Genomic DNA, 18,228 nt, shown 5'->3' with positions numbered 1-18,228 from the left:
CACCCCCTGCCGAAAACAGGACAACAACCCTGAACAATGTCCCCCGCTGGCGGGGGTGGCCGAAGGCCGGGGGTGAGAAGTCGTACAAATGGCCGAAGGCCGGGGGTGGAGAATCTGTATCCGAAAAAGCGTCTAATACATTGTTTGTTATGCATTTATGATCCACTAGGTGGGGCGTGCACCACGCGGTAGACGCAGGGAGTGGCTTGTGAATACGTGAATGTATGAATGTATTTATACGAATAGGCATCATTATCTACCATAGGACCGCGAAGCGATCCGTATCCCTCTACGGCCTTTTGCCGAACGTCCAACTGAGTCCCCGTTGGTTTTTTTGGGCGCTCCCCTTCGCAAAGCTTCGGGTCGGGCTGTCCACCACTCTCCCGCCTGGCGGGATCGGCCCTAAGGGGCTGCCCTCAACGGGCCTGGTTACCATCCCTAGCGCATCCGCTAGCGATGTGCCTCCTTCGTCCTGTGGCCACTTCCGCTCAAGCAAAATCACTATCCTCCGCTCGGGCGGAGGTGTCACAAAGTGACGGAGGTGGGAAGCCCTGCGCTCACCCCTAAGAACGGAGCAAGCAGTGGCCAGCACAGCCTAGCATGATCCCCGAATAGCCTTTTTCTAAGGCAACAAGGCCATCACCTGCTGCTTGAAAGTCTGCCCGATAGGCACCTCATGGCTGCCAATGTAAATACGGTTGCCAGCAATGCGATCGATCTTGGGCGTGGCAACGATAAAGGATTTGTGGACGCGCAGAAATGTAGCGGACGGGAGCTGTTGGAGATAAAAAGAAAGCGGAGTATGGGTGAGCAGCATCCCTGTGAGCAGATGTACCTTGGTATAGCTGCCGTAAGCCTCAAGCAGCAGGATATCGGGCAGGTGGAGATGATGATAGACCTTGTCACCTTTGACGAAAAGGCGCTGTACCGTCGTGGAGGGTTCAGCTACCATAGTGGTGGGTGGGGGAGGGCCTTGCACCGGAAAAGCATTGTTGATGGCCTTTAGGAATCTTTCGAAGCTGAAGGGCTTGAGGAGGTAGTCGGCCACATTGAGTTCATAGCCTTCAAGGGCAAATTCTTTGTGGGCCGTGGTGACAATCACCTTGGGTGGCTGGCCCAGCGTACGCAGAAAATCGAACCCAGAGAGGCGAGGCATGTGTAAGTCAAGAAAGATTAGATCGACCGGATGTTGACGAAGATAAGCCATGGCTTCGAGTGCGTTGTAGCACTGCTGTACCAACTGCAAATGCGGAAGCTCCTGGGCAAATTTACGGATAAGTTGGTGGGCCAGGGGTTCATCGTCGACAATGAGGTATTTGATCATAGGGGTGAGTTTATCCGATGGTTAATATGGCTTGGTAAGTGTTGTCAGTCTTTATTGTTTTGAGCGTGTAGTTGCCGGGGTAGACGAGGTTCAGCCGTCGACGAAGGTTTTCCAGGCCAATCCCGTCGGTACTGCTTGTTAGTACTTCGGGATCGAAATTATTCTCGACAGAAAAAGTGATTTGGCTTTCTTTTGCGACAAGCTGAAGTTGAATATAAGCATCTTTCAGCAAATGCTCGGCCCCGTGTTTGAAGGCGTTTTCCAACAAGACAATAAACAATAAGGGCGATACTTGCACTCCTGGCTCAAGCTCTTGGTAGAAACTGATGTTCACCTGGTGGTGGTGCCTGATCTCTTGTAGCTCGAGGTAATTTTGCAAGTAATGTACTTCTTCCAACACCGGCACCCACTCCTTTTTTCCTTCGTAGATGGTATAGCGCATCATCTCCGATAGCTTCACGATCATCTCTGGTGCTTTTGGCGACTGCTCTACCGTGAGGGAGTAGAGGTTGTTGAGGGTATTGAAGAAAAAATGAGGATTGATCTGGGATTTGAGTAGTGCGAGTTCGGCCTCCGCCTTTTCCGCGCGGATAGATTTTAGCCACTTCCATTGTTGGTAAACCCATAGTGCCAGCAGCAAGGGCACGGGCCAAAAAAAAGCGGCGTACAAAACATCGGAATGGGCTTCAAAATAAGCAGGCTTAAATCGAGCGACCGCAAAAATAGTTAGCAAAACCAGGTAGCTACCGATGATGAACCATTGATAAAGACGGAAAAAATTGGGCACGAGCCAGCGGAATAGGTAGAGTGCCGCAGCAATCAGCAGTGTGATGGTCAGCGGGTTATCGTCGAAAGCGGAGGAACTGCCCACCACAATGGCGGCGATTAGCAAAAATGCCATGATACCCAGGTGCCCAAGTAGCTTCATCTTGTGGGCAACCCGATCAAAACGGTACAGCAAAAAAGCCAGCAACAGCCACCAAAAAGTGAAGATGACCAGATTGGGGCCCATTTCGCTAGGGTCGATAAGCAGGAAGCCAATCGCCCGTAAGCTAATGACCAAGAAGAGGGTGATCAGTGCGCCCAACCAAAGCGGGCGATAACGTTGGAGTAAGTTATTCATGCTTCAAAAATAAGCTCCATCGTAAGTATCTACCAAAATTATGCACCAACACCTCCAAAATGGACACCAACTCAACGCTAATGCTCACCAACACGGTTGGTACTGTCAGCCATAGTGTTGATGGTCAAAAAGGGCTGTTTTGACATTGATCTTTGGAAACAGGCTGTAGTGGTAGGAGTTTTGGTGCAAATAACAGTTATGAATAATCATCTTCTGACCATCAATGGTCTCACTAAAACTTACCCCAATGGCGTGGAAGCACTTCGTAGCATCGACCTCCAATTGAGCAATGGAATGTTTGGATTATTAGGTCCTAACGGGGCCGGTAAATCTACGCTGATGCGTACCCTGGCAACCTTGCAATTGCCCGACCAGGGCAGTATTCATTTCAACGGAATGGATGTATTGCATGATCCCGCTGCCATCCGTAAGGTCTTGGGTTACCTGCCCCAGTCCTTTGGGGTGTATCCCAAGATATCGGCAGAGCGTTTGCTGGATCATTTAGCCCTTTTGAAAGGACTTGTCGATAAACACCAACGTAGGGAACAAGTGGCTGCACTCCTCGAGCAGACCAATCTTTATGCACAACGCAAGCGGGCAGTTCATACCTTTTCAGGTGGTATGCGGCAGCGGTTTGGCATTGCACAGGCACTACTTGGTAAGCCTCAACTGGTTATTGTTGACGAACCTACCGCCGGACTTGATCCTCAGGAGCGGTACCGTTTCCTCAATTTGCTCAGTGAGATTGGCGAAAATATTATCGTCCTCCTTTCTACTCATTTGGTAGAAGATGTACGCCAATTGTGTCCACAAATGGCCATTATGAATCAGGGAAGTATTGTGGCACAAGGTAATCCAGAAGAATTGTGCGCTGCATTAGCGGGTAGAATTTGGCAAAAAACCATTGATAAAAATCACTTGGCCGCTTACCAGCAGCAATATAAGGTGATCAGTACCCGCCTCTTATCCGGGAAAAAGATAGTGCAAGTCCTTGCCGATAGTCCGCCAGGAGAAGGATTCTTGCCTTTGCAGCCGGATTTGGAAAGCGTTTATTTCACTGCACTCAATCATTAAGTATTGCGCAGAAAATAAACTGCGATTTTTCTCAAGCCTGCCTGCTCGGCATCCTCGATGGCAGGCAGGTTTCCCAAATAGTTAAAACGCCTGTCCGGCTGGCCAGACGGGCTTGAAATGAAGCGCTTATTCAACTATTTGGAAAACAAAATCGCTTTTTATTTTCGTGCTGTTCCTAAAAATGGGTGCAGAGCAACGCTATTTTAAGCAATACGACAATTCCTCTTTACCGCTTCCAAAAAATCGTGCTTTATGTTTTTACAACTACTATCTTTTGAAGCCTATTATCAGTCACGGCAACGTACTTTATTGCTTTTTGCACTGTTGTTCTTGGGCTTAGGGGTATTGCTCACGGTACAAGGCTATGCATCGCCACAAATCATGGTGAATGGCCCGTTTCAAATAGCCTTTCATACAGCGCTGTTTTCATTAGCGGTCGTATTCCCCTTGATGTTCTTCACGGTGAGTGGGGTTTTACGCGACCAGAAGTATGACTTTGTCAGCCTGGTCGATAGTAGTCCCATAGGGGCAGGCCCTCTCTTTTGGAGCCGTTATTTGGGGGTCATCATCTTTGGCGTATTGGCCATCAGTCCCTTTTTACTAGGAGGTTTATTAGGGGAAGTTTTGCCCTTGCAGCGAGCCGGAAATCAGTGGGGCGAAGGGGCTTTATCCTATTATGTTGCTGCCTGGTTTTGGTTTATTATCCCCAATAATATCATTTGTGGGAGCGTAATTTTTGTTGTGGCTCATTGGAGCCGGAATGCGCTGGCAACCTACGCCACGGCGGTGGGTATCTATGCACTGTACTGGATATGTGCCCTTTTTCTGAATGCGCCATTGATGGCCAACGCAACACCACCAGGGGAAGGGCAGTTGATGGTGGCAGCCTTGGCCGACCCTTTTGGAATCTCCGCTTTTTTTGAGCAAACCCAATCCTGGACGATTTACCAAAAGAATCATGATTTGCTGCACCCGGAGGGCTATTTGTTGTACAATCGCTTATTGTGGCTGGGCTTTTCCTTGTGTTTCGTGGTTGTGGGCAAAATGAAACGGCCAACATTTCTACCGCAAAGGAAGCCATTGCTGGAGGAGACAGCACCCATGCCAGCGAAGGCTCGCGAGGTGTCCCGAGAGGTGGAGCTAGTGCCTGAACAGTGGTGGCCAGCTTTAAGATCAATGCTGCGGATTGAGCTCCAATACGTATTTGGGAGTCTCCCTTATTTGGCCATCTTGGGAATCTGGGTCGTGATTGTATTTACCGAAATATACAGCAGGGTCTACAGCGGAGGCAGTTACGGCGAACAGCTTTATCCTTCTACAGGACTATTGTTGTGGCTCATTCGAGATCCACTGCCTTGGTTGAGTAGTTTGCTGCTGGTGTTTTATAGCGGCGAATTGGTGTGGCGAGAGCGAGCTTTAAATGTGGAGGAACTCATTAATACAGGGCTGGTAAAGAAGCAAAGCTTATTGCTCTCAAAGTGGCTTTGCTTGATCCTTCTTCCTTTGAGTCTAATGATTACCAGCATCTTGCTGGGCCTGGGGTTTCAAGTAGCCAGTGGGTATTACACTTTTGAGCCGGGTTTGTATCTCAGTTTGTTTTATTACGAAGGGCTCCCTCTGCTTTTCTACAGTTTACTGGCTTTGTTTATCCAGGTTGTTAGCCCCAAAAAGTACCTGGGTATGTTGCTGACCTTTTTGCTGATTATAGTGTTTCAGCCAACGGTAGCCGCTCGACTGGGGCTTCACCATCCTCTTCTACAACCAGGAGGTTTTCCTGAGGTTGTTTACACCGATATGAATGGTTATGGCGACTACAGCAAGGGGTTTCATTACCTGGCAGTGCACTGGCTTTTGCTGGGGTTGTTGCTAGGGGGAATAGCCTGGCAGGCTTGGCTGTCACGTACCAATGGTCGGAGAACAAGTTGGCCTCAAGGCTTCACTTTAGTGTTCCTCGTTTTGTTGGGTCTTTGGATTGTTTCAGGTGGCTGTATCTACCATCAAGTCAATATAGAAGGGGATTATCTATCGCCAAAGACCCAGTTGGATTTTCAGGAAGCTTACGAACGTAAGTTTAAAAAATGGGACCAACCTCACCGGCTGTTTCCTAAGGCTATTGATACAAAGGTTGATTTGTATACAGCAAAGGGTGCTTACCGGGTTTGGGCCAGTTACCTTGTTGAAAATAAAAGTGACACCGCCGTAACAGCCATTTTCGTGTCTGAAAGAGTCCCATTGGAATCTTTTGTCATTGATGGAGGAACTCTGGTAGATCGGGATACTTTTTTCCATACCCGCCTGTATAAGCTCGCTGCACCCTTGTGTCCGGGCGATACATTGCGCTATACTTACGAGCTTTATTACCAGAAAAAAGGGTTTGCCATTGCCAAAGGATTGGTAGCCAATGGAAGCTACCTGATGCGTAATGAATTTGATCCGGTTCTTAATTATCGGCCGAGTCTGGAAATTCGAGATGAAAAAGAGAGGATTCGACGTGGCCTGCCGCTGCGTGAGGAGATCGTCCAGGAGGAAGCTTCCTTGCATTTGCCTAATGCGACGGTAGGAAAAATTCACTTTAATTGCTTTTTGTCTACTTCTGGTCAACAAACCGCTATTGCTCCCGGCAACTTGGTGAATCATTGGTCTAAGGGGGGGCGCAATTATTATCATTATCAGAGCAAGCTACCGACGTTGCCCATGTTGAATTATTTCTCGGCGCATTATGAAATTGATCAAAGCCAATACAAGGGACTCAAGCTGGAGTTTTACTATCATCCTGCACACGGCAAGAACCTCTCGCTGATTAAAGATCAGACCAAATTGGCATTAGATTACTGCCAGCATAATTTTGGAGCTTACCCTCTTGATCACCTGCGGATTGCGGAAATACCAGGACATTGGCCTTTCGGTGGGCAAGCCATGGCGGGCACCATCAGCATGGTCGAAAATCGCCTTTTTATGATAGACACCCGTGCTTCTGATGCTTTTAATCTGGTTGCTAAACGGACCATCCACGAGGTGGCTCATCAATGGTGGGGCGGAAGCTTATGTCCTAAAAATGTCGCTGGATCGGCGTTTTTGTTGGAAGGATTGGCTAAATACACCGAAGCCATTGTAATGGAAAAATCGGAAGGCCTCGGGGCGGTTTGGCAGCTGAGTAAAACCGCTCAGCAACAATATTTTCAGGAACGATCGCTGGCTGATAAAAGGGAGTCTCCTTTGTTCCTTTGTCAAAACGAAAGCTACCTCGCTTACGGCAAGGGATTCATTGCTATGCTGGCCTTGCGGGAGCTACTGGGGGAACAGCGGATGAATCTGATGCTGCGTACATTGCTGGAGCAGCACAGTTGTGAGGTCAATCCTAGCTTTACCAGTCTGGATTTTTTGGAAGCACTCTATACCCATACTTCTCCCTCCGATACCGTCTTGATCAATGATTGGTTGAAACGAAGGATCACTTATGATTTGGAAATTGAAAAAGCCACCATTAAAGAACGACAGGATGGACGCTACGAAGTAACGGCTACCATCAAGGCGCAACGTCATGAGCTAATGCCTAATGGCGAATTGCGGGCAATAGGCCTGGAGGAGCCTATCGTATTGGGGCTTTTTAAGCAAGCGCCACAACATTTAAGGCAGGGTGAAAAACCACTATTGCTGACAAGGTTTTGCCTAGAGACTGGTACCCAAGTGTGCACCGTGATCACCGATCAGCGCCCCTCCTTCGTCATCGTTGATCCCTTCGGCAGTAGGCTGGAAGCCGTAAAAGGAGATAATCAGTGGAAATTTTAGGTTTGATCTTTTAGCCTTGTTCTGCTGGAGGCTGTTTTGGCGCTTACCGCAAAACTTGTTCCAGCAGAACAAGGCTATCAATACCTATTCTACTACCAATCTCCTGCTACTCACCTGGTTGCTACTATGCCATTGCAAAAAGTAATTGCCTTTCGGCCAACCCGTTGCATCCAAAGCTAGTTGATGTTCACCAGTGGAAAGTCGGCCATTGAAAATTTGGCTTACCTGCTGCCCTAAGGAGTTGAAAACCAACAACTGGTAAGGCCCTTCGTGTGCTATGCTTACCTTTATTTGTGCTTGGTTGCGGGTGGGATTGGGGTAAACGCTCCAATCCAGGGAAAGTGCCGTTGCTTGCCTTGTATTTACGTCGGTACCTATCGGGATTTTCCAGAGCGAACGCCCAAAAGTAGCTGCCACCAGGGTTTCCGTTGGCAAATGCAAGGTGAGGTCCGTAATGATGACAGGTGGGATTTCCAGCCCCAGTAATTGCCAGTTGGTACCATTGTTTTCCGAAAAGAAGACGCCTATATCGGTGGCTAAAAACAGGGTTCCGTTATCGGGATGGATCACCAGGTCGTTGACCGGGATATCGGGCAGATCACCGTTGAGGTCTTGCCAGGTTGCTCCGTAATCGTCGGTGAAGTAAACGTGGCTCATGTTGGTGCCAAAGCGGTAGCCAGAGAAGGTGAGGTAAGCCGAGGCTGGATCATTAGGATCAGCAGTGATGCTAGTGACCCAACGTTCGGGCAGATCGGCCGATAATGAAGTCCAGGTGGTACCGCCATTGGTGCTGACCCACACATTGCCATCATCGGTGCCTACCCAGATGACCTGGTTGTCAAGCGCAGAAACGCTGAGTGAGGTGATGGTGCCAAAAACGAGGCCGTTGGTACCTGTGCTTCCATTGCTAAGGTCAGGGCTGATGGGCGTCCAGCTCTGTGCTCGGTCGTCAGAACGGTAGACACGTTCTGCACCTAGGAAAAGCCTGGACGGATCCGTAGGGTCTAATACATAAGGTGTATACCAGTTGCGACGGCTGCCACTGAGATCGTTGGTCGCAGCTATGAAACTGTTGCCACCATCAGTCGAGCGGGCAATGTTGCCGTATTGAAAGGTAGCGTAAACGTAATTGTTGTCGGTAGGGTCAACCAATACGCGGAAGCCATCGCCACCATAAATTTGAGCCCAGTCGTCATCAGCTCCGGTAAGTGTACGATTGGTACCATTGTCTTGGGTGCCACCGTAGAGGCGTTCAGGTTGCTGGTTGTCTATCTCACAGGTGTAAAATTGGGTGATGGGCAGGTTCTCCCATTTGCTGTAGGTCTGGCCAGCATCTTCACTGTAGTAGAGGCCACCATCATTGCCCAGGAGCATGAAGTCGGGGTCATTGGGAGCAATCCAAAGACTGTGTTGATCTACGTGTACGCCTGCGAAGGCCAAGGTCCAGCGTTGTTCTTCCGGAAGGTATTCGTTGATATTAAACCCTACATAATAGAGTTTGTCCGCATTGGTAGGGTGTACCACCACCCGGTTAAACCACCAATCGAAGGGAGCAATCCCCAGGTCCGTAATGGGCAGGTTGGACCAACTGGCCCCGGCATTCTCCGAGATCATCATATTGGCGAGATAGCCATTGCTATTGACATAGCCAGCATAAATGCGGTTGGGATCGGAGGGCGCGATAGCCAAGCTGATTCGCCCTTTTTCGGAGGCAAGTGTAGGCAAACCGTTGCCGAGTACCTGCCAGGTAGTGCCGCCGTCGGTACTTTTATAGATGCCAGAAGTGATGCCAGTATATTGCCGCCGGTCTGGCCGACGAATCCTTTCCCACATGGCAGCGTAGAGGGTGTTGGGATCCGAAGGGTGTAAAGCCAAATCTACGGCACCAGTACTGTCGGAGAGGAATAACACTTGCTCCCAGCTATTGCCTCCATCAAGGCTACGGTATACCCCTCTTTGGTCGTTATTGGCAAACAGCGTACCCATAGCAGCGACGTAAAGCCGATCGGCGTCGAGTGGGTCAACCAATACGCGCCCGATGCTACCTACATTTTCCAGTCCACGCGCTTCCCAGGAGGAGCCGCCATCTTCGGAGCGAAAAACGCCCAAGCCATCGTAGGCAATAGATCCGCCGCCAGCATTGGCTTCGCCGGTGCCTACATAGACGATGTCTTCATTGCTGGGGGCCAGGGCAATATCTCCAATCGCGAGGCTGGGCATGTCGTCGAAAACGGCTTCCCAACTCGCTCCCATATCACTGGAACGGAAGACGCCACCAGCGGCAGCACCCACGAAAATAGTACCCGGTGTGCCGAGTGTCATTTCCACATCGGTGATTCGGCCACCAACATTAATGGGCCCAGCAAATTGCCAGAGGGCCGTCGTCAAGTCTTTGTTGGCAGCGTTGGCTTGTTGTGCTTCGGCGAGAAGTGTGCGGTGTTTCAGCGCATTTTTATAGGCCACACCATCCAATTCCCCGAAAGGAAAAGCCCGCTGACGGAACAGCCAATCTGCCGGGATTTGTTCGGGTTCTGCAGGAGAGGAAGATGCTGTTGATTGCTTGCAACTAATGATCAGACATCCGAGCACGAGGCAGGCAAAGAGTGGGCGTAAGTGGTACATGCTTTTTTTCGAAAGATAAGGTTTTGCCTGAAAATCTAAATGTGCTTCAGTTCTGCTCTGATTTCCATCAGAAGCTTGCCCAGCTGGTTTTCGCCTTCACCAGTTTCCAGGTCTACCCCCCAGAAGGTGTCGCCCCAGGTATTGCCTTCCTGTAGATATTGATCACCTGTTTCGAGGAGCAGCGTCCGTAAAGGTTCCTGCGTAAACTTAGCATGGAGACAGGTCCTCATCACGTCAATTTTGATGCTGTCCCAATTGGCGACCCGCTCGATGTTTTTACTTTGGCGCTTGATTTTGCTTTGCTTAAGCTTACCTTCTTTACACAGTTTTTTCCATTCGCGGTCATTACTTTTGGCACTTTGGTAGGCGTATTCTACCGAAGCGAAGCGTTTACCTTCGTACCGGATATCAACCAGGTAGAAGTTGCTCAACCATCGGTACTCCTCTTTGAATTCCTTAATCATCGGGGTTTGTTTTAGGGTTTAAAGGCTTTATTTTTATCAAAACACTAAGAGATAATAAAGGGAAATGGTTCCTCCTGTACGCGTTATATCCTGTTTGTAATTCGTGGGCTATGCGGCGGTGGATGAAATTTTTATTATCGGACAAATTTAGTAGTTTAGTAAAGTTTTTGCGTGCCAAGCGCAGCGCTCTATGGAGATTCGTTTTTAAAACCAATCGGCTTTGACTACTACTGCTACTCGCCATTTTCGTTGGCTGCATGATTTTTTCAACCTGCTTTATCCCAAGCTCTGCCTGGCCTGTGGGAATAATTTACCCCCTAATAACGAGTTGCTCTGTTTGAGCTGTGAATTTCAGTTACCCAAAACCAAGCAACACGAGCAAAAGGAAAACGCTTTCACCGAAGTCTTTTGGGGCAGAGTACCGCTGGAAACCGGTGCCGCTCAATACTATTTTTCAAAATCCGGCCGGGTACAACGCCTGATCCACCAACTCAAATACGATCACAAACCAGAGATCGGGCATCAACTGGGCCTACTGTTCGGGCAGCAATTGCGAGAGCAAAGCCATTTTCAAGACATAGAAGCCATCATACCTGTACCCCTCCATCCGCGTAAGCAACACCAGCGGGGCTACAATCAAGCCGCTGCTTTTGGAGGTGGCTTGGCCGAGAGCATGGAAATTCCTCACTATCCTTACGCCCTCGAACGCCCGGAATACGCCGAATCACAGACCCGCAAATCACGTCAGGAACGACTAGAAAATGCACAGACCGCCTTTCGGGTAAAAAAGCCGGAACTCGTTCAGGGAAAACATATCTTGCTGGTCGATGATGTACTAACGACCGGCGCTACGTTGGAAGCTTGTGCTACACAACTGTTGGCCTTGCCAGCTACGAGATTGAGTATGGCGACGATTGCGATGGCGAGTGATTAGGGGGGCTATTTTTGTTTTATGAAAGAAGATGAACTAGAAAAAGACTGGTTTTTATAAATAAAAACATAGCGTGTGTTTTTTTTGCAAAAATATTTATTGATTTTGTAAATAAAAATTAGTATTTTTGTAAGTAAACGAAGGGGCATATGAATCTGGTAGATACTAAAACCGGAAACAAAATCAATGGAAAGATAAAGAAGCTCACTAAAGCTAAGATCAAGAAATTAAAAGGGGGTAAAAAATTCGAGTTCGATTGGTCACTAGAAGAAGCAAATGAAGTATACGCTATAGTAAGATCAGGTAGCACTGAATTACTCGGCTTAATTTCATTAACGGATGTAAGTGAAGAACTAAGAATTCATATAAATTTGATAGAATCGGCGATCCCTTATCGAGGTAAGGAAAAAGAAATCGATGGTATTCCTGGCTGTTTGATTGGATTTGCTTGTGAAATGTCTTTTAAAAAAGGATATGATGGTTTTGTATCCCTTGTGCCCAAAACCCGACTGGTCAATTATTATCAGGAGAAGTTTGGGTTTCTTATGACAGGTAGGAGTATGGTTGTTTTTCTAGAGGTTGCCCAGTCTATCATTACAAAATATTTAAAAGATGAGTAATTACGAAAAAGTATATGAAAAGCTGCGCAAACAGTATACTGATGAGGAAATAGCTGACGCTATGCTGATTCCTGCTGATTTGACCGCTGAAGAAAAAGAAAAGGTAAATGAAGAGTTGAGAGCATTTAGAATGAAACTGCTTTCTGAAACAACAGAAGATCAAAGAACTTACTCCGACCTTTTGAGATTCCGCTATCAACTTGAAGACTATATTGAAAACAGGGATTATGAAAAATCTATGGATTTCGGTACTCAATTAGAAGAGTATACTAGAATCTTAAAGCGAACCAAAAAGAAATTATCAGAAGAACTAAACGTCCATTATACAAAGCTTAGCAGAGTTATAAATAATCGAGAATCCCCTAACATGGAATTTATTTATAGCTTAGAAGAACATTCAGGTACGCTTGTTCCTGCATTAGTTTGGTGGAAATTAATGATTAAGAAGCAAGAGTATGAAATTGCTCAAGATAAATCAACTAGGAAGAAAATAGCGACAAAAGTACAAAGAGCAGTTGCTTATAGAGCGTAAGGAAGAAAATATAAATAAACGCGCCCATCGGTTGCCAACCCGTCCATACTTCCGCTTCGCTCCAGTGCGGCGGGTTGGCAACCGTTAGAAAAATGATCAGAACCCAATGAGTATTGATGTTTCCCCAAAAATAGGAAGAGCCAATAAAGTAAAAGGGTGTAACTTTTATCACCTTAACACACACACACACACACACACAAACAAGTATGATTTTACCAAAGGCCCTCCATTTACAAAGTATTCTTTTCGGCAGCTTCTTCTTACTCAGTGTAGCATCGTTGTTCGCGCAGCAAGATACTTTAGTGGGGGGCGTAATACCTCAAGAAATCGCAGGTGTCGACATGCCGCTTAACGATGGGGGCTACCAGGCGCAAAACAAAACCGGAGCAGTTGTCACGATTGCTCAAAAAGATTTTAACCAGGGTTTGATTTCCGACCCCTTACTGCTCCTTCAAGGTAGAGTGCCTGGGGTACAGGTATACAACCGGGGCGGCGACCCCAACGTGATGAGCCTTATCCGTATCAGGGGCTTGTCTTCCTATGCTCAGCAACAGCCCCTTTATGTCATTGACGGCGTGGTAGGAGCCTCTATTCAGAACGTCGATCCTAACGATATTACTTCCATGAGCATCCTTAAAGATGGGGCTTCCCAAGCCATGTACGGCATCCGGGCGTCTAATGGTGTCGTGCTCATTTCTACGGTGGGGAGTGATTTTTCAAAAGACACAACGATCTTTTCTTATCAAGGACAGGCGGCCATTTCGACGGCCTATCCAGGAGTAGCAGTCCTTGATGCCGCCGCGTTTCGTCAACAGCAAGGTGCCGACTTTGGCGCTACGACCAATTGGTTGGAGGAGATTCAACGCGATGGTATCGCTAACACCCATCGCTTGGCAGTAGCGGGGCAGCGTGGAAACACCCACTACCAGCTGGCCGGAAATTACCGGCAAGTTGAAGGTGTATTGAATAAATCCGGGTTCAGTCGCATCAATACCAGGATGAATATTGCTAGTGAGCTCATAGAGGATATGCTTGAGGTACAGGTAACTGCTTCCTTTACCGACCAAAACAGCCAACTTGGCTTCAATGAAGCTTTTCGGTATGCGGTGACTTTCAATCCCACCAATCCTATCTTGGCCCAGAACAGTCCGTTTCCGTTAGATACGGAACAATTTGGCGGCTACTTTGAGAGCGTAGGCCTTTTCGATGCTTTCAACCCAAAAGCATTGGTTGAGCAGAACGAAAGAGATGGTAGATTACAGGCCTTCAACACCGCTGCCTTGTTGAAGTATAAAATCGGTACTGGCTTGTCGCTCAACTTCCGGTATGCTTACCAGCAGGTATTCTCCAACGAAAGGGCTTATTATTCTCCTCAGTCTTACTTTCGGGGTAATGCCTATGGCCCGAGGGACGAAAACAAAGGCCGAGCGGATCTTAACGACCAAGAAGATGCTTTTTCTCTGTACGAATTGTTTGGCACTTTCCAGAAATCCTACCGTAAGTCGACCATGGATTTAATGTTGGGTGCCGCTTATCAGGATGGTAATCACGAGGATCAATTCCTGGGCTTGTATGGTTTTGCCAACCCGGACTTAATTGGCACCAAGCGGATTGGAAGCTACGAAAAATGGGTGGATGTAGCTACGCGTACGGATACCATCAATAATGCCTGGTCGAATAAGGTGTCGGCCTTTTTTGGGCGCATGAACTTCGATTTTGCGGATAAGCTGGTGCTGAATGCTTCCTTGCGTTACGAAGGTGCCAGTAAATTGGGAGAAAACAATCGCTGGGGCCTCTTCCCGGGGATCGGAGCGGCCATCAATTTCAAGGAGTTGTGGAACATGGAGAAGATCGATCAATTCCGACTAAGAGTGGGCTACGGCGTGACCGGCGGACTGCCAGATCGCGGAGGCTTATCCCAGGAGAGGGTCGTTTTGATTCAGCAAACAAATAACTCTATTGTCGAAAATATCCGCTGGACGAGTAATCCTTCCCTTAAGTGGGAAGAAAAAAAGGAAATGAACATCGGCTTCGATTTTCAGAAAGGAGGAGTGACGGTTTTTGCTGATGGGTACATCCGGGAGGTGAAGGATTGGATCACACTGCAATTTGTGGGATCTAGTCAGCGTTACGGCAATCTCAATGCATTGAGCTCCAGAGGTATGGAGCTAGGGCTCAGCCTGCAGTTGGCGCAAACGACTAGATTCGATTATTCAACGGGAGTGATTTTTTCAACCTTTAACACGCGATACGCTGATGAGAAGTATGGCCCTTATTTTGCGACGGAGGGTGGCGGTCCATTTTTCAATCCGGCCGTAACTGTACGGACGGGGGCGGAGCTAGGTGCCATTGTGGGGCCGGTCTTCACGGGCGTCGTCGCAGGAGGAAACCAGGTTTTGGAAGACGTCAACCAGGATGGGCAATTGGTTACAGATGCGGGGTCGGCATTTTCATCAGAAGGAGATTTTCGGTACCTAGGAAATGGTTTGCCTGATTTTGAATTGGGCTGGAGCCATCAGTTGCGCACCGGACAATGGCAGGTACAACTATTTTTGCGGGGAGCATTTGGTCACAGCTTGGTGAACATGCAAAGGATTTATTACGAACCCCGGCAGGTTTTCGGAACGCGGTTTTACAATTTTGTGGATACGGAATTAGCGATTGATGAGCTCCGTGTCCCCCGGTATTCTTCGCTGTACGTAGAAAAAGCTGATTTTCTGAAGCTGGACAATCTGCGTATCGCCCGTAGCTTCTCATTAGGTAAGAATGGTGGTAATAAATCCCTCCAGATTTCCCTTACGGGTCAAAACCTGATCACCATTACCAACTACACCGGAGCTGATCCGGAGCCCTCTTTAGAAGATTTGGGCCCCACAGCCTTTGGTAGTCAGCAAAATGCCCCCATAGATGCCAATCGCCTGGCACCAGGTGTTGATCGCCGCAATCATTATTTGCCTAGCAGAACGGTGGTGTTAGGGGTGGGGGTGGTGTTTTGACTTTTGGAGGTAGCACCGACCTCCCTCCAAAATGCGGGAACTGGTGGTAACGATCCACCATATCCGGAGCTTCAATCCGGCGCATAGACCATCTTTGCTAAGTTCCCTTTTTGAGTTTAAAAAGTCCCCCCACCAGGAATCGAACCTGGTTACCCGGAGCAAAAATCCGGTGCATCGCCAGCAATGCTTTGAAGGGATATGAGGTGCTTGTGGATGGACTCGAATCACCAATCTTCCGCGTATCAGACGGATGCGTTAACCCATTACGCTACACAAGCATGAACCACAAAAGACAAAAGCGCCTCCCGAATCAACGGAAGGCGCTTTTGCACTGTATAGCCAGGACATAAGACTTCCGTTAAGGCGCTAACCCTTTACCGAAAATCTTGAAAATGTGCTGTGCTGAATACATGTCATTTGCTTATTTGAGGAGGATAACCAGCAAGCGGAGGGAAAAGTTCCCGAGGGGGGTAGAGGGATTGTTCAGGCATACCTGAACATTGGGTAGAGAGACGGGAATCCCTTAAAGGCGACCCTATCCTCTACCCTCTACTAAATATCCCTGTACAGGAGCGCAGCGACTAACGGAACATGTCGTCGTAGCCCGTATCTTTCTTGGGTGGTGGATCGGCACGCAAGGGCGACTCCAACGGCGGCAAATCCATCGTTTCGCTGTCCAGTTCTTCGTATTCAACGAATTCGCCGTTTTGGCGGAGTTCTGCCTCCGTTTGTACGTCCTTTATTTTTTTGCGGAGCAAAGCCTTCCCTAATAGGAAAAGTGCCACGACTGGCGCACCAATAATGGTAAGCGCACTCATTGCCAATCCGGCCAGCGCATTGTTTTTGAAAAGTTTTCCTATCCAACCAAAATAGTTGAGGATCACCTTATAATCAATGACTGCCGTGGCGATCACGATCACCGGTAAAAGGAACCAGAGGATCTTGAAGAGAATCTGGACAAAGAAGAAAAGAGCAAACAAAAAAAGGATACCTACCACGATGCCAACGATACCCTGAAAAGGGCTTTTGTTGTTGCCACCAAATTGATAGGAGCGTTGGGTAGTCATGTTGTTGTTATTATTGTTTATACTGTTGAATAAGAGGCATCTTTTTGATGATTCCTGCCCGCTGGGGTAATAATCTATAGCAAATTAACGATTTCTAACGATAAGAGGTTGGCCTTGGAGCCGTTGTTTCGACCAGATGCCCCTTTTTATCGAAGTATTCGGTGGCTTTAATCTACTGGGTTGTCATTCCGCTGAATAAGCCCTAATTTTGTTTTTTGAAAAAATGATAAAGAATCTCAATTATTACCCGATGCGTTACACCATTTTATGCTCCCTCTTGCTGGCCTGCTTTTTGCTTCAGGCACAGCAAACACTTATCGTAAAAGCGGAAACCCAAGCCTGTACCAAGGATTTGGCCTTGTACACTTTTGATGGCACCGCTTTCAAGCCTGTCGTCGCGGCCAGTGGGAACAACAATGTTTACGAGTTTGAAATTCCGGCGGATGGACACCGGTTTTATTATTTCGGCCCTGATCCGGCAAATTTGCAGCCGATTGTGCTGGGCGGTGAAGAGGGTGTAGTGTTGAACATCAGCTGTAATGGAGCTACTCCTTCGGTGGTCAACAACTCGGTTATCAATGACCAGTACAACGCCCTGAAAGAAGAGTTTAATAGCATCAATCAAGACAACCAACAAGCGGTACAAATGTACCGGATGAGTTTTCGCAAAGAATCTCTCAAGCCACAGTCGATTGAGATGATGGCCGAGGTCGATCAGCGTCGGATTCGCTTGTTGGATTCATTGAAAACGGCTAACCCTTTCCTCGGTAGGGTCGCTGCACTCAATACCTACCTGAGTTACTTCAACCACGGTGAAGAGAATTACGACAACGAGATTGCCTACTTCGCCCGCGAATTTTTCCAGTTTGTCGACTGGCAGGATGAGGCCTACCACGAGTTGCCTTGGGTGTACGAAGGGTTCAAAAATTATACCAATACGCTTTCTCAGGTCTATACCGAAAAAGAAGCTTTTACTGCTGCGGTAGACCCAACTTTTGCCACCATCCCCGAAGGAAGTATGGCGGAGAAATTAGCCCTTGGCGGGATTATCGCCATCCTGAAGCAAAAGAATCATCCTGCTTTTGGCACCTACGCCCAGCAGTTTATCGACCATTTCAGCGAACAAGACCCCAAGGCGGCGGCTGATTTGGCCAAGCAGATTGAAAGCCAAAAGAGTTTCATGATTGGTGGCGAAGCACCAGATTTCACACAAGCCACCCCCAATGGAGAGTCGATCAGCCTGAGCGACCTGCGCGGCAAAGTCGTGTTGGTCGATTTCTGGGCGAGCTGGTGTGGCCCTTGCCGGAAAGAGAACCCCAACGTCAAGCGCGTCTACGATACCTATAAAGCACAAGGCTTCGAAATCCTGGGCGTCAGCCTCGATAATACCAAAGACCGCTGGCTCAAAGCCATCGAGCAGGATGGCCTCCAGTGGCTACAAGTCAGCGACCTCAAAGGCTGGAAAAACGAAGTGGCCCAAATGTACAGTGTAAGCTCTATCCCCCATACCATCCTCTTGGATGCCGAAGGGAAGATCATCGCTCGCGGACTGCGCGGCGCGCAGCTGGAAGCAAAGTTGGCCGAGATTTTTGGTGCAGACTAGAGAGGATGCTGCTCCGTAAGATCGGGTTTTATACCCGATCTTACGGAGCAGTCTGAAAACAAAAAGAGCCCGAATGTTACCAT

Annotated in this window: 12 protein-coding genes and 2 tRNA genes; 7 read left to right on the top strand and 7 right to left on the bottom strand. The window is 48.1% G+C overall.

All coding sequences use genetic code 11. The features are described from left to right. Positions 1 to 622: 622 nt before the first annotated feature. Both AB0L18_RS04465 and AB0L18_RS04460 read right to left on the bottom strand, forming a co-directional pair. A complete protein-coding gene (locus AB0L18_RS04465; RefSeq protein WP_367391380.1) occupies positions 623 to 1,324 on the bottom strand; it encodes a LytR/AlgR family response regulator transcription factor in 702 nt (233 codons plus the stop codon). A 10-nt stretch (positions 1,325 to 1,334) separates the two neighbouring features. Continuing rightward, the gene (locus AB0L18_RS04460) at positions 1,335 to 2,447 is read right to left on the bottom strand and encodes a sensor histidine kinase (RefSeq protein WP_367391379.1); all 1,113 of its coding nucleotides are present in this window, start codon (positions 2,445 to 2,447) and stop codon (positions 1,335 to 1,337) included. A 198-nt stretch (positions 2,448 to 2,645) separates the two neighbouring features. On the opposite strand from AB0L18_RS04460, the gene AB0L18_RS04455 reads away from it, so the two are divergent. Beyond that, the gene (locus tag AB0L18_RS04455; RefSeq protein WP_367391378.1) at positions 2,646 to 3,521 is read left to right on the top strand and encodes an ABC transporter ATP-binding protein; all 876 of its coding nucleotides are present in this window, start codon (positions 2,646 to 2,648) and stop codon (positions 3,519 to 3,521) included. Between the two features lie 252 nt (positions 3,522 to 3,773). Beyond that, on the top strand, positions 3,774 to 7,310 hold the full coding sequence (locus tag AB0L18_RS04450) for a M1 family aminopeptidase (RefSeq protein WP_367391377.1): 3,537 nt from the start codon (positions 3,774 to 3,776) through the stop codon (positions 7,308 to 7,310). 84 nt (positions 7,311 to 7,394) lie between these two features. Here the strand turns inward: AB0L18_RS04450 and AB0L18_RS04445 are convergent, their stop codons facing one another. Both AB0L18_RS04445 and AB0L18_RS04440 read right to left on the bottom strand, forming a co-directional pair. Next, entirely contained in the window at positions 7,395 to 9,932 is a 2,538-nt protein-coding gene (locus AB0L18_RS04445) for a T9SS type A sorting domain-containing protein (protein WP_367391376.1), read from the bottom strand. Positions 9,933 to 9,967: 35 nt separating this feature from the next. Continuing rightward, the gene (locus AB0L18_RS04440; protein ID WP_367391375.1) at positions 9,968 to 10,396 is read right to left on the bottom strand and encodes an NADAR family protein; all 429 of its coding nucleotides are present in this window, start codon (positions 10,394 to 10,396) and stop codon (positions 9,968 to 9,970) included. 220 nt (positions 10,397 to 10,616) lie between these two features. Here AB0L18_RS04440 and AB0L18_RS04435 point away from each other — a divergent pair, with 220 nt between their 5' ends. The 4 genes from AB0L18_RS04435 to AB0L18_RS04420 all read left to right on the top strand — a co-directional run bounded on the left by AB0L18_RS04435 (position 10,617) and on the right by AB0L18_RS04420 (position 15,475). Next, positions 10,617 to 11,330: a ComF family protein gene (locus tag AB0L18_RS04435; RefSeq protein WP_367391374.1), complete on the top strand. Its 714-nt coding sequence runs from the start codon at positions 10,617 to 10,619 to the stop codon at positions 11,328 to 11,330. A 146-nt stretch (positions 11,331 to 11,476) separates the two neighbouring features. Beyond that, positions 11,477 to 11,947, top strand: a complete 471-nt coding sequence (locus tag AB0L18_RS04430; RefSeq protein ID WP_367391373.1) for a hypothetical protein — start codon at positions 11,477 to 11,479, stop codon at positions 11,945 to 11,947. After that, positions 11,940 to 12,479 carry a hypothetical protein gene (locus AB0L18_RS04425; RefSeq protein WP_367391372.1) on the top strand — a complete coding sequence of 180 codons (540 nt, stop codon included), beginning with the start codon at positions 11,940 to 11,942 and terminating at the stop codon, positions 12,477 to 12,479. Before AB0L18_RS04430 ends, AB0L18_RS04425 begins: the two co-directional genes overlap by 8 nt. A gap of 206 nt (positions 12,480 to 12,685) precedes the next feature. Further along, positions 12,686 to 15,475, top strand: coding sequence for a TonB-dependent receptor (locus AB0L18_RS04420; RefSeq protein WP_367391371.1), 2,790 nt, complete (start codon positions 12,686 to 12,688; stop codon positions 15,473 to 15,475). 124 nt (positions 15,476 to 15,599) lie between these two features. On the opposite strand, the gene AB0L18_RS04415 is transcribed toward AB0L18_RS04420, so the two are convergent. From AB0L18_RS04415 to AB0L18_RS04405, 3 genes are all read right to left on the bottom strand, one after another. Beyond that, a tRNA-Lys gene (locus tag AB0L18_RS04415) sits at positions 15,600 to 15,671 on the bottom strand. A gap of 8 nt (positions 15,672 to 15,679) precedes the next feature. After that, positions 15,680 to 15,753, bottom strand: a tRNA-Ile gene (locus AB0L18_RS04410). Positions 15,754 to 16,056: 303 nt separating this feature from the next. Beyond that, positions 16,057 to 16,542 carry a hypothetical protein gene (locus AB0L18_RS04405; RefSeq protein WP_367391370.1) on the bottom strand — a complete coding sequence of 162 codons (486 nt, stop codon included), beginning with the start codon at positions 16,540 to 16,542 and terminating at the stop codon, positions 16,057 to 16,059. A 223-nt stretch (positions 16,543 to 16,765) separates the two neighbouring features. On the opposite strand from AB0L18_RS04405, the gene AB0L18_RS04400 reads away from it, so the two are divergent. Continuing rightward, complete coding sequence (locus tag AB0L18_RS04400; protein WP_367391369.1) at positions 16,766 to 18,145, top strand: TlpA family protein disulfide reductase; 1,380 nt, start codon at positions 16,766 to 16,768, stop codon at positions 18,143 to 18,145. The last annotated feature ends 83 nt before the right edge of the window (positions 18,146 to 18,228 follow it).

The sequence above is a fragment of the Lewinella sp. LCG006 genome, from assembly GCF_040784935.1.
Lineage (GTDB): Bacteria > Bacteroidota > Bacteroidia > Chitinophagales > Saprospiraceae > Lewinella.
The sequence above is the reverse complement of the archived record's forward strand: the minus strand, read 5'-3'. Positions and strand labels throughout refer to the sequence as shown.

Excerpts from the sequence above, each read along its gene's own strand:
- AB0L18_RS04465 (WP_367391380.1), bottom strand. The coding sequence starts at position 1,324 with ATGATCAAATACCTCATTGTCGACGATGAACCCCTGGCCCACCAACTT.
- AB0L18_RS04460 (WP_367391379.1), bottom strand. The coding sequence starts at position 2,447 with ATGAATAACTTACTCCAACGTTATCGCCCGCTTTGGTTGGGCGCACTG.
- AB0L18_RS04455 (WP_367391378.1), top strand. The coding sequence starts at position 2,646 with ATGAATAATCATCTTCTGACCATCAATGGTCTCACTAAAACTTACCCC.
- AB0L18_RS04450 (WP_367391377.1), top strand. The coding sequence starts at position 3,774 with ATGTTTTTACAACTACTATCTTTTGAAGCCTATTATCAGTCACGGCAA.
- AB0L18_RS04445 (WP_367391376.1), bottom strand. The coding sequence starts at position 9,932 with ATGTACCACTTACGCCCACTCTTTGCCTGCCTCGTGCTCGGATGTCTG.
- AB0L18_RS04440 (WP_367391375.1), bottom strand. The coding sequence starts at position 10,396 with ATGATTAAGGAATTCAAAGAGGAGTACCGATGGTTGAGCAACTTCTAC.
- AB0L18_RS04430 (WP_367391373.1), top strand. The coding sequence starts at position 11,477 with ATGAATCTGGTAGATACTAAAACCGGAAACAAAATCAATGGAAAGATA.
- AB0L18_RS04425 (WP_367391372.1), top strand. The coding sequence starts at position 11,940 with ATGAGTAATTACGAAAAAGTATATGAAAAGCTGCGCAAACAGTATACT.
- AB0L18_RS04420 (WP_367391371.1), top strand. The coding sequence starts at position 12,686 with ATGATTTTACCAAAGGCCCTCCATTTACAAAGTATTCTTTTCGGCAGC.
- AB0L18_RS04405 (WP_367391370.1), bottom strand. The coding sequence starts at position 16,542 with ATGACTACCCAACGCTCCTATCAATTTGGTGGCAACAACAAAAGCCCT.
- AB0L18_RS04400 (WP_367391369.1), top strand. The coding sequence starts at position 16,766 with ATGATAAAGAATCTCAATTATTACCCGATGCGTTACACCATTTTATGC.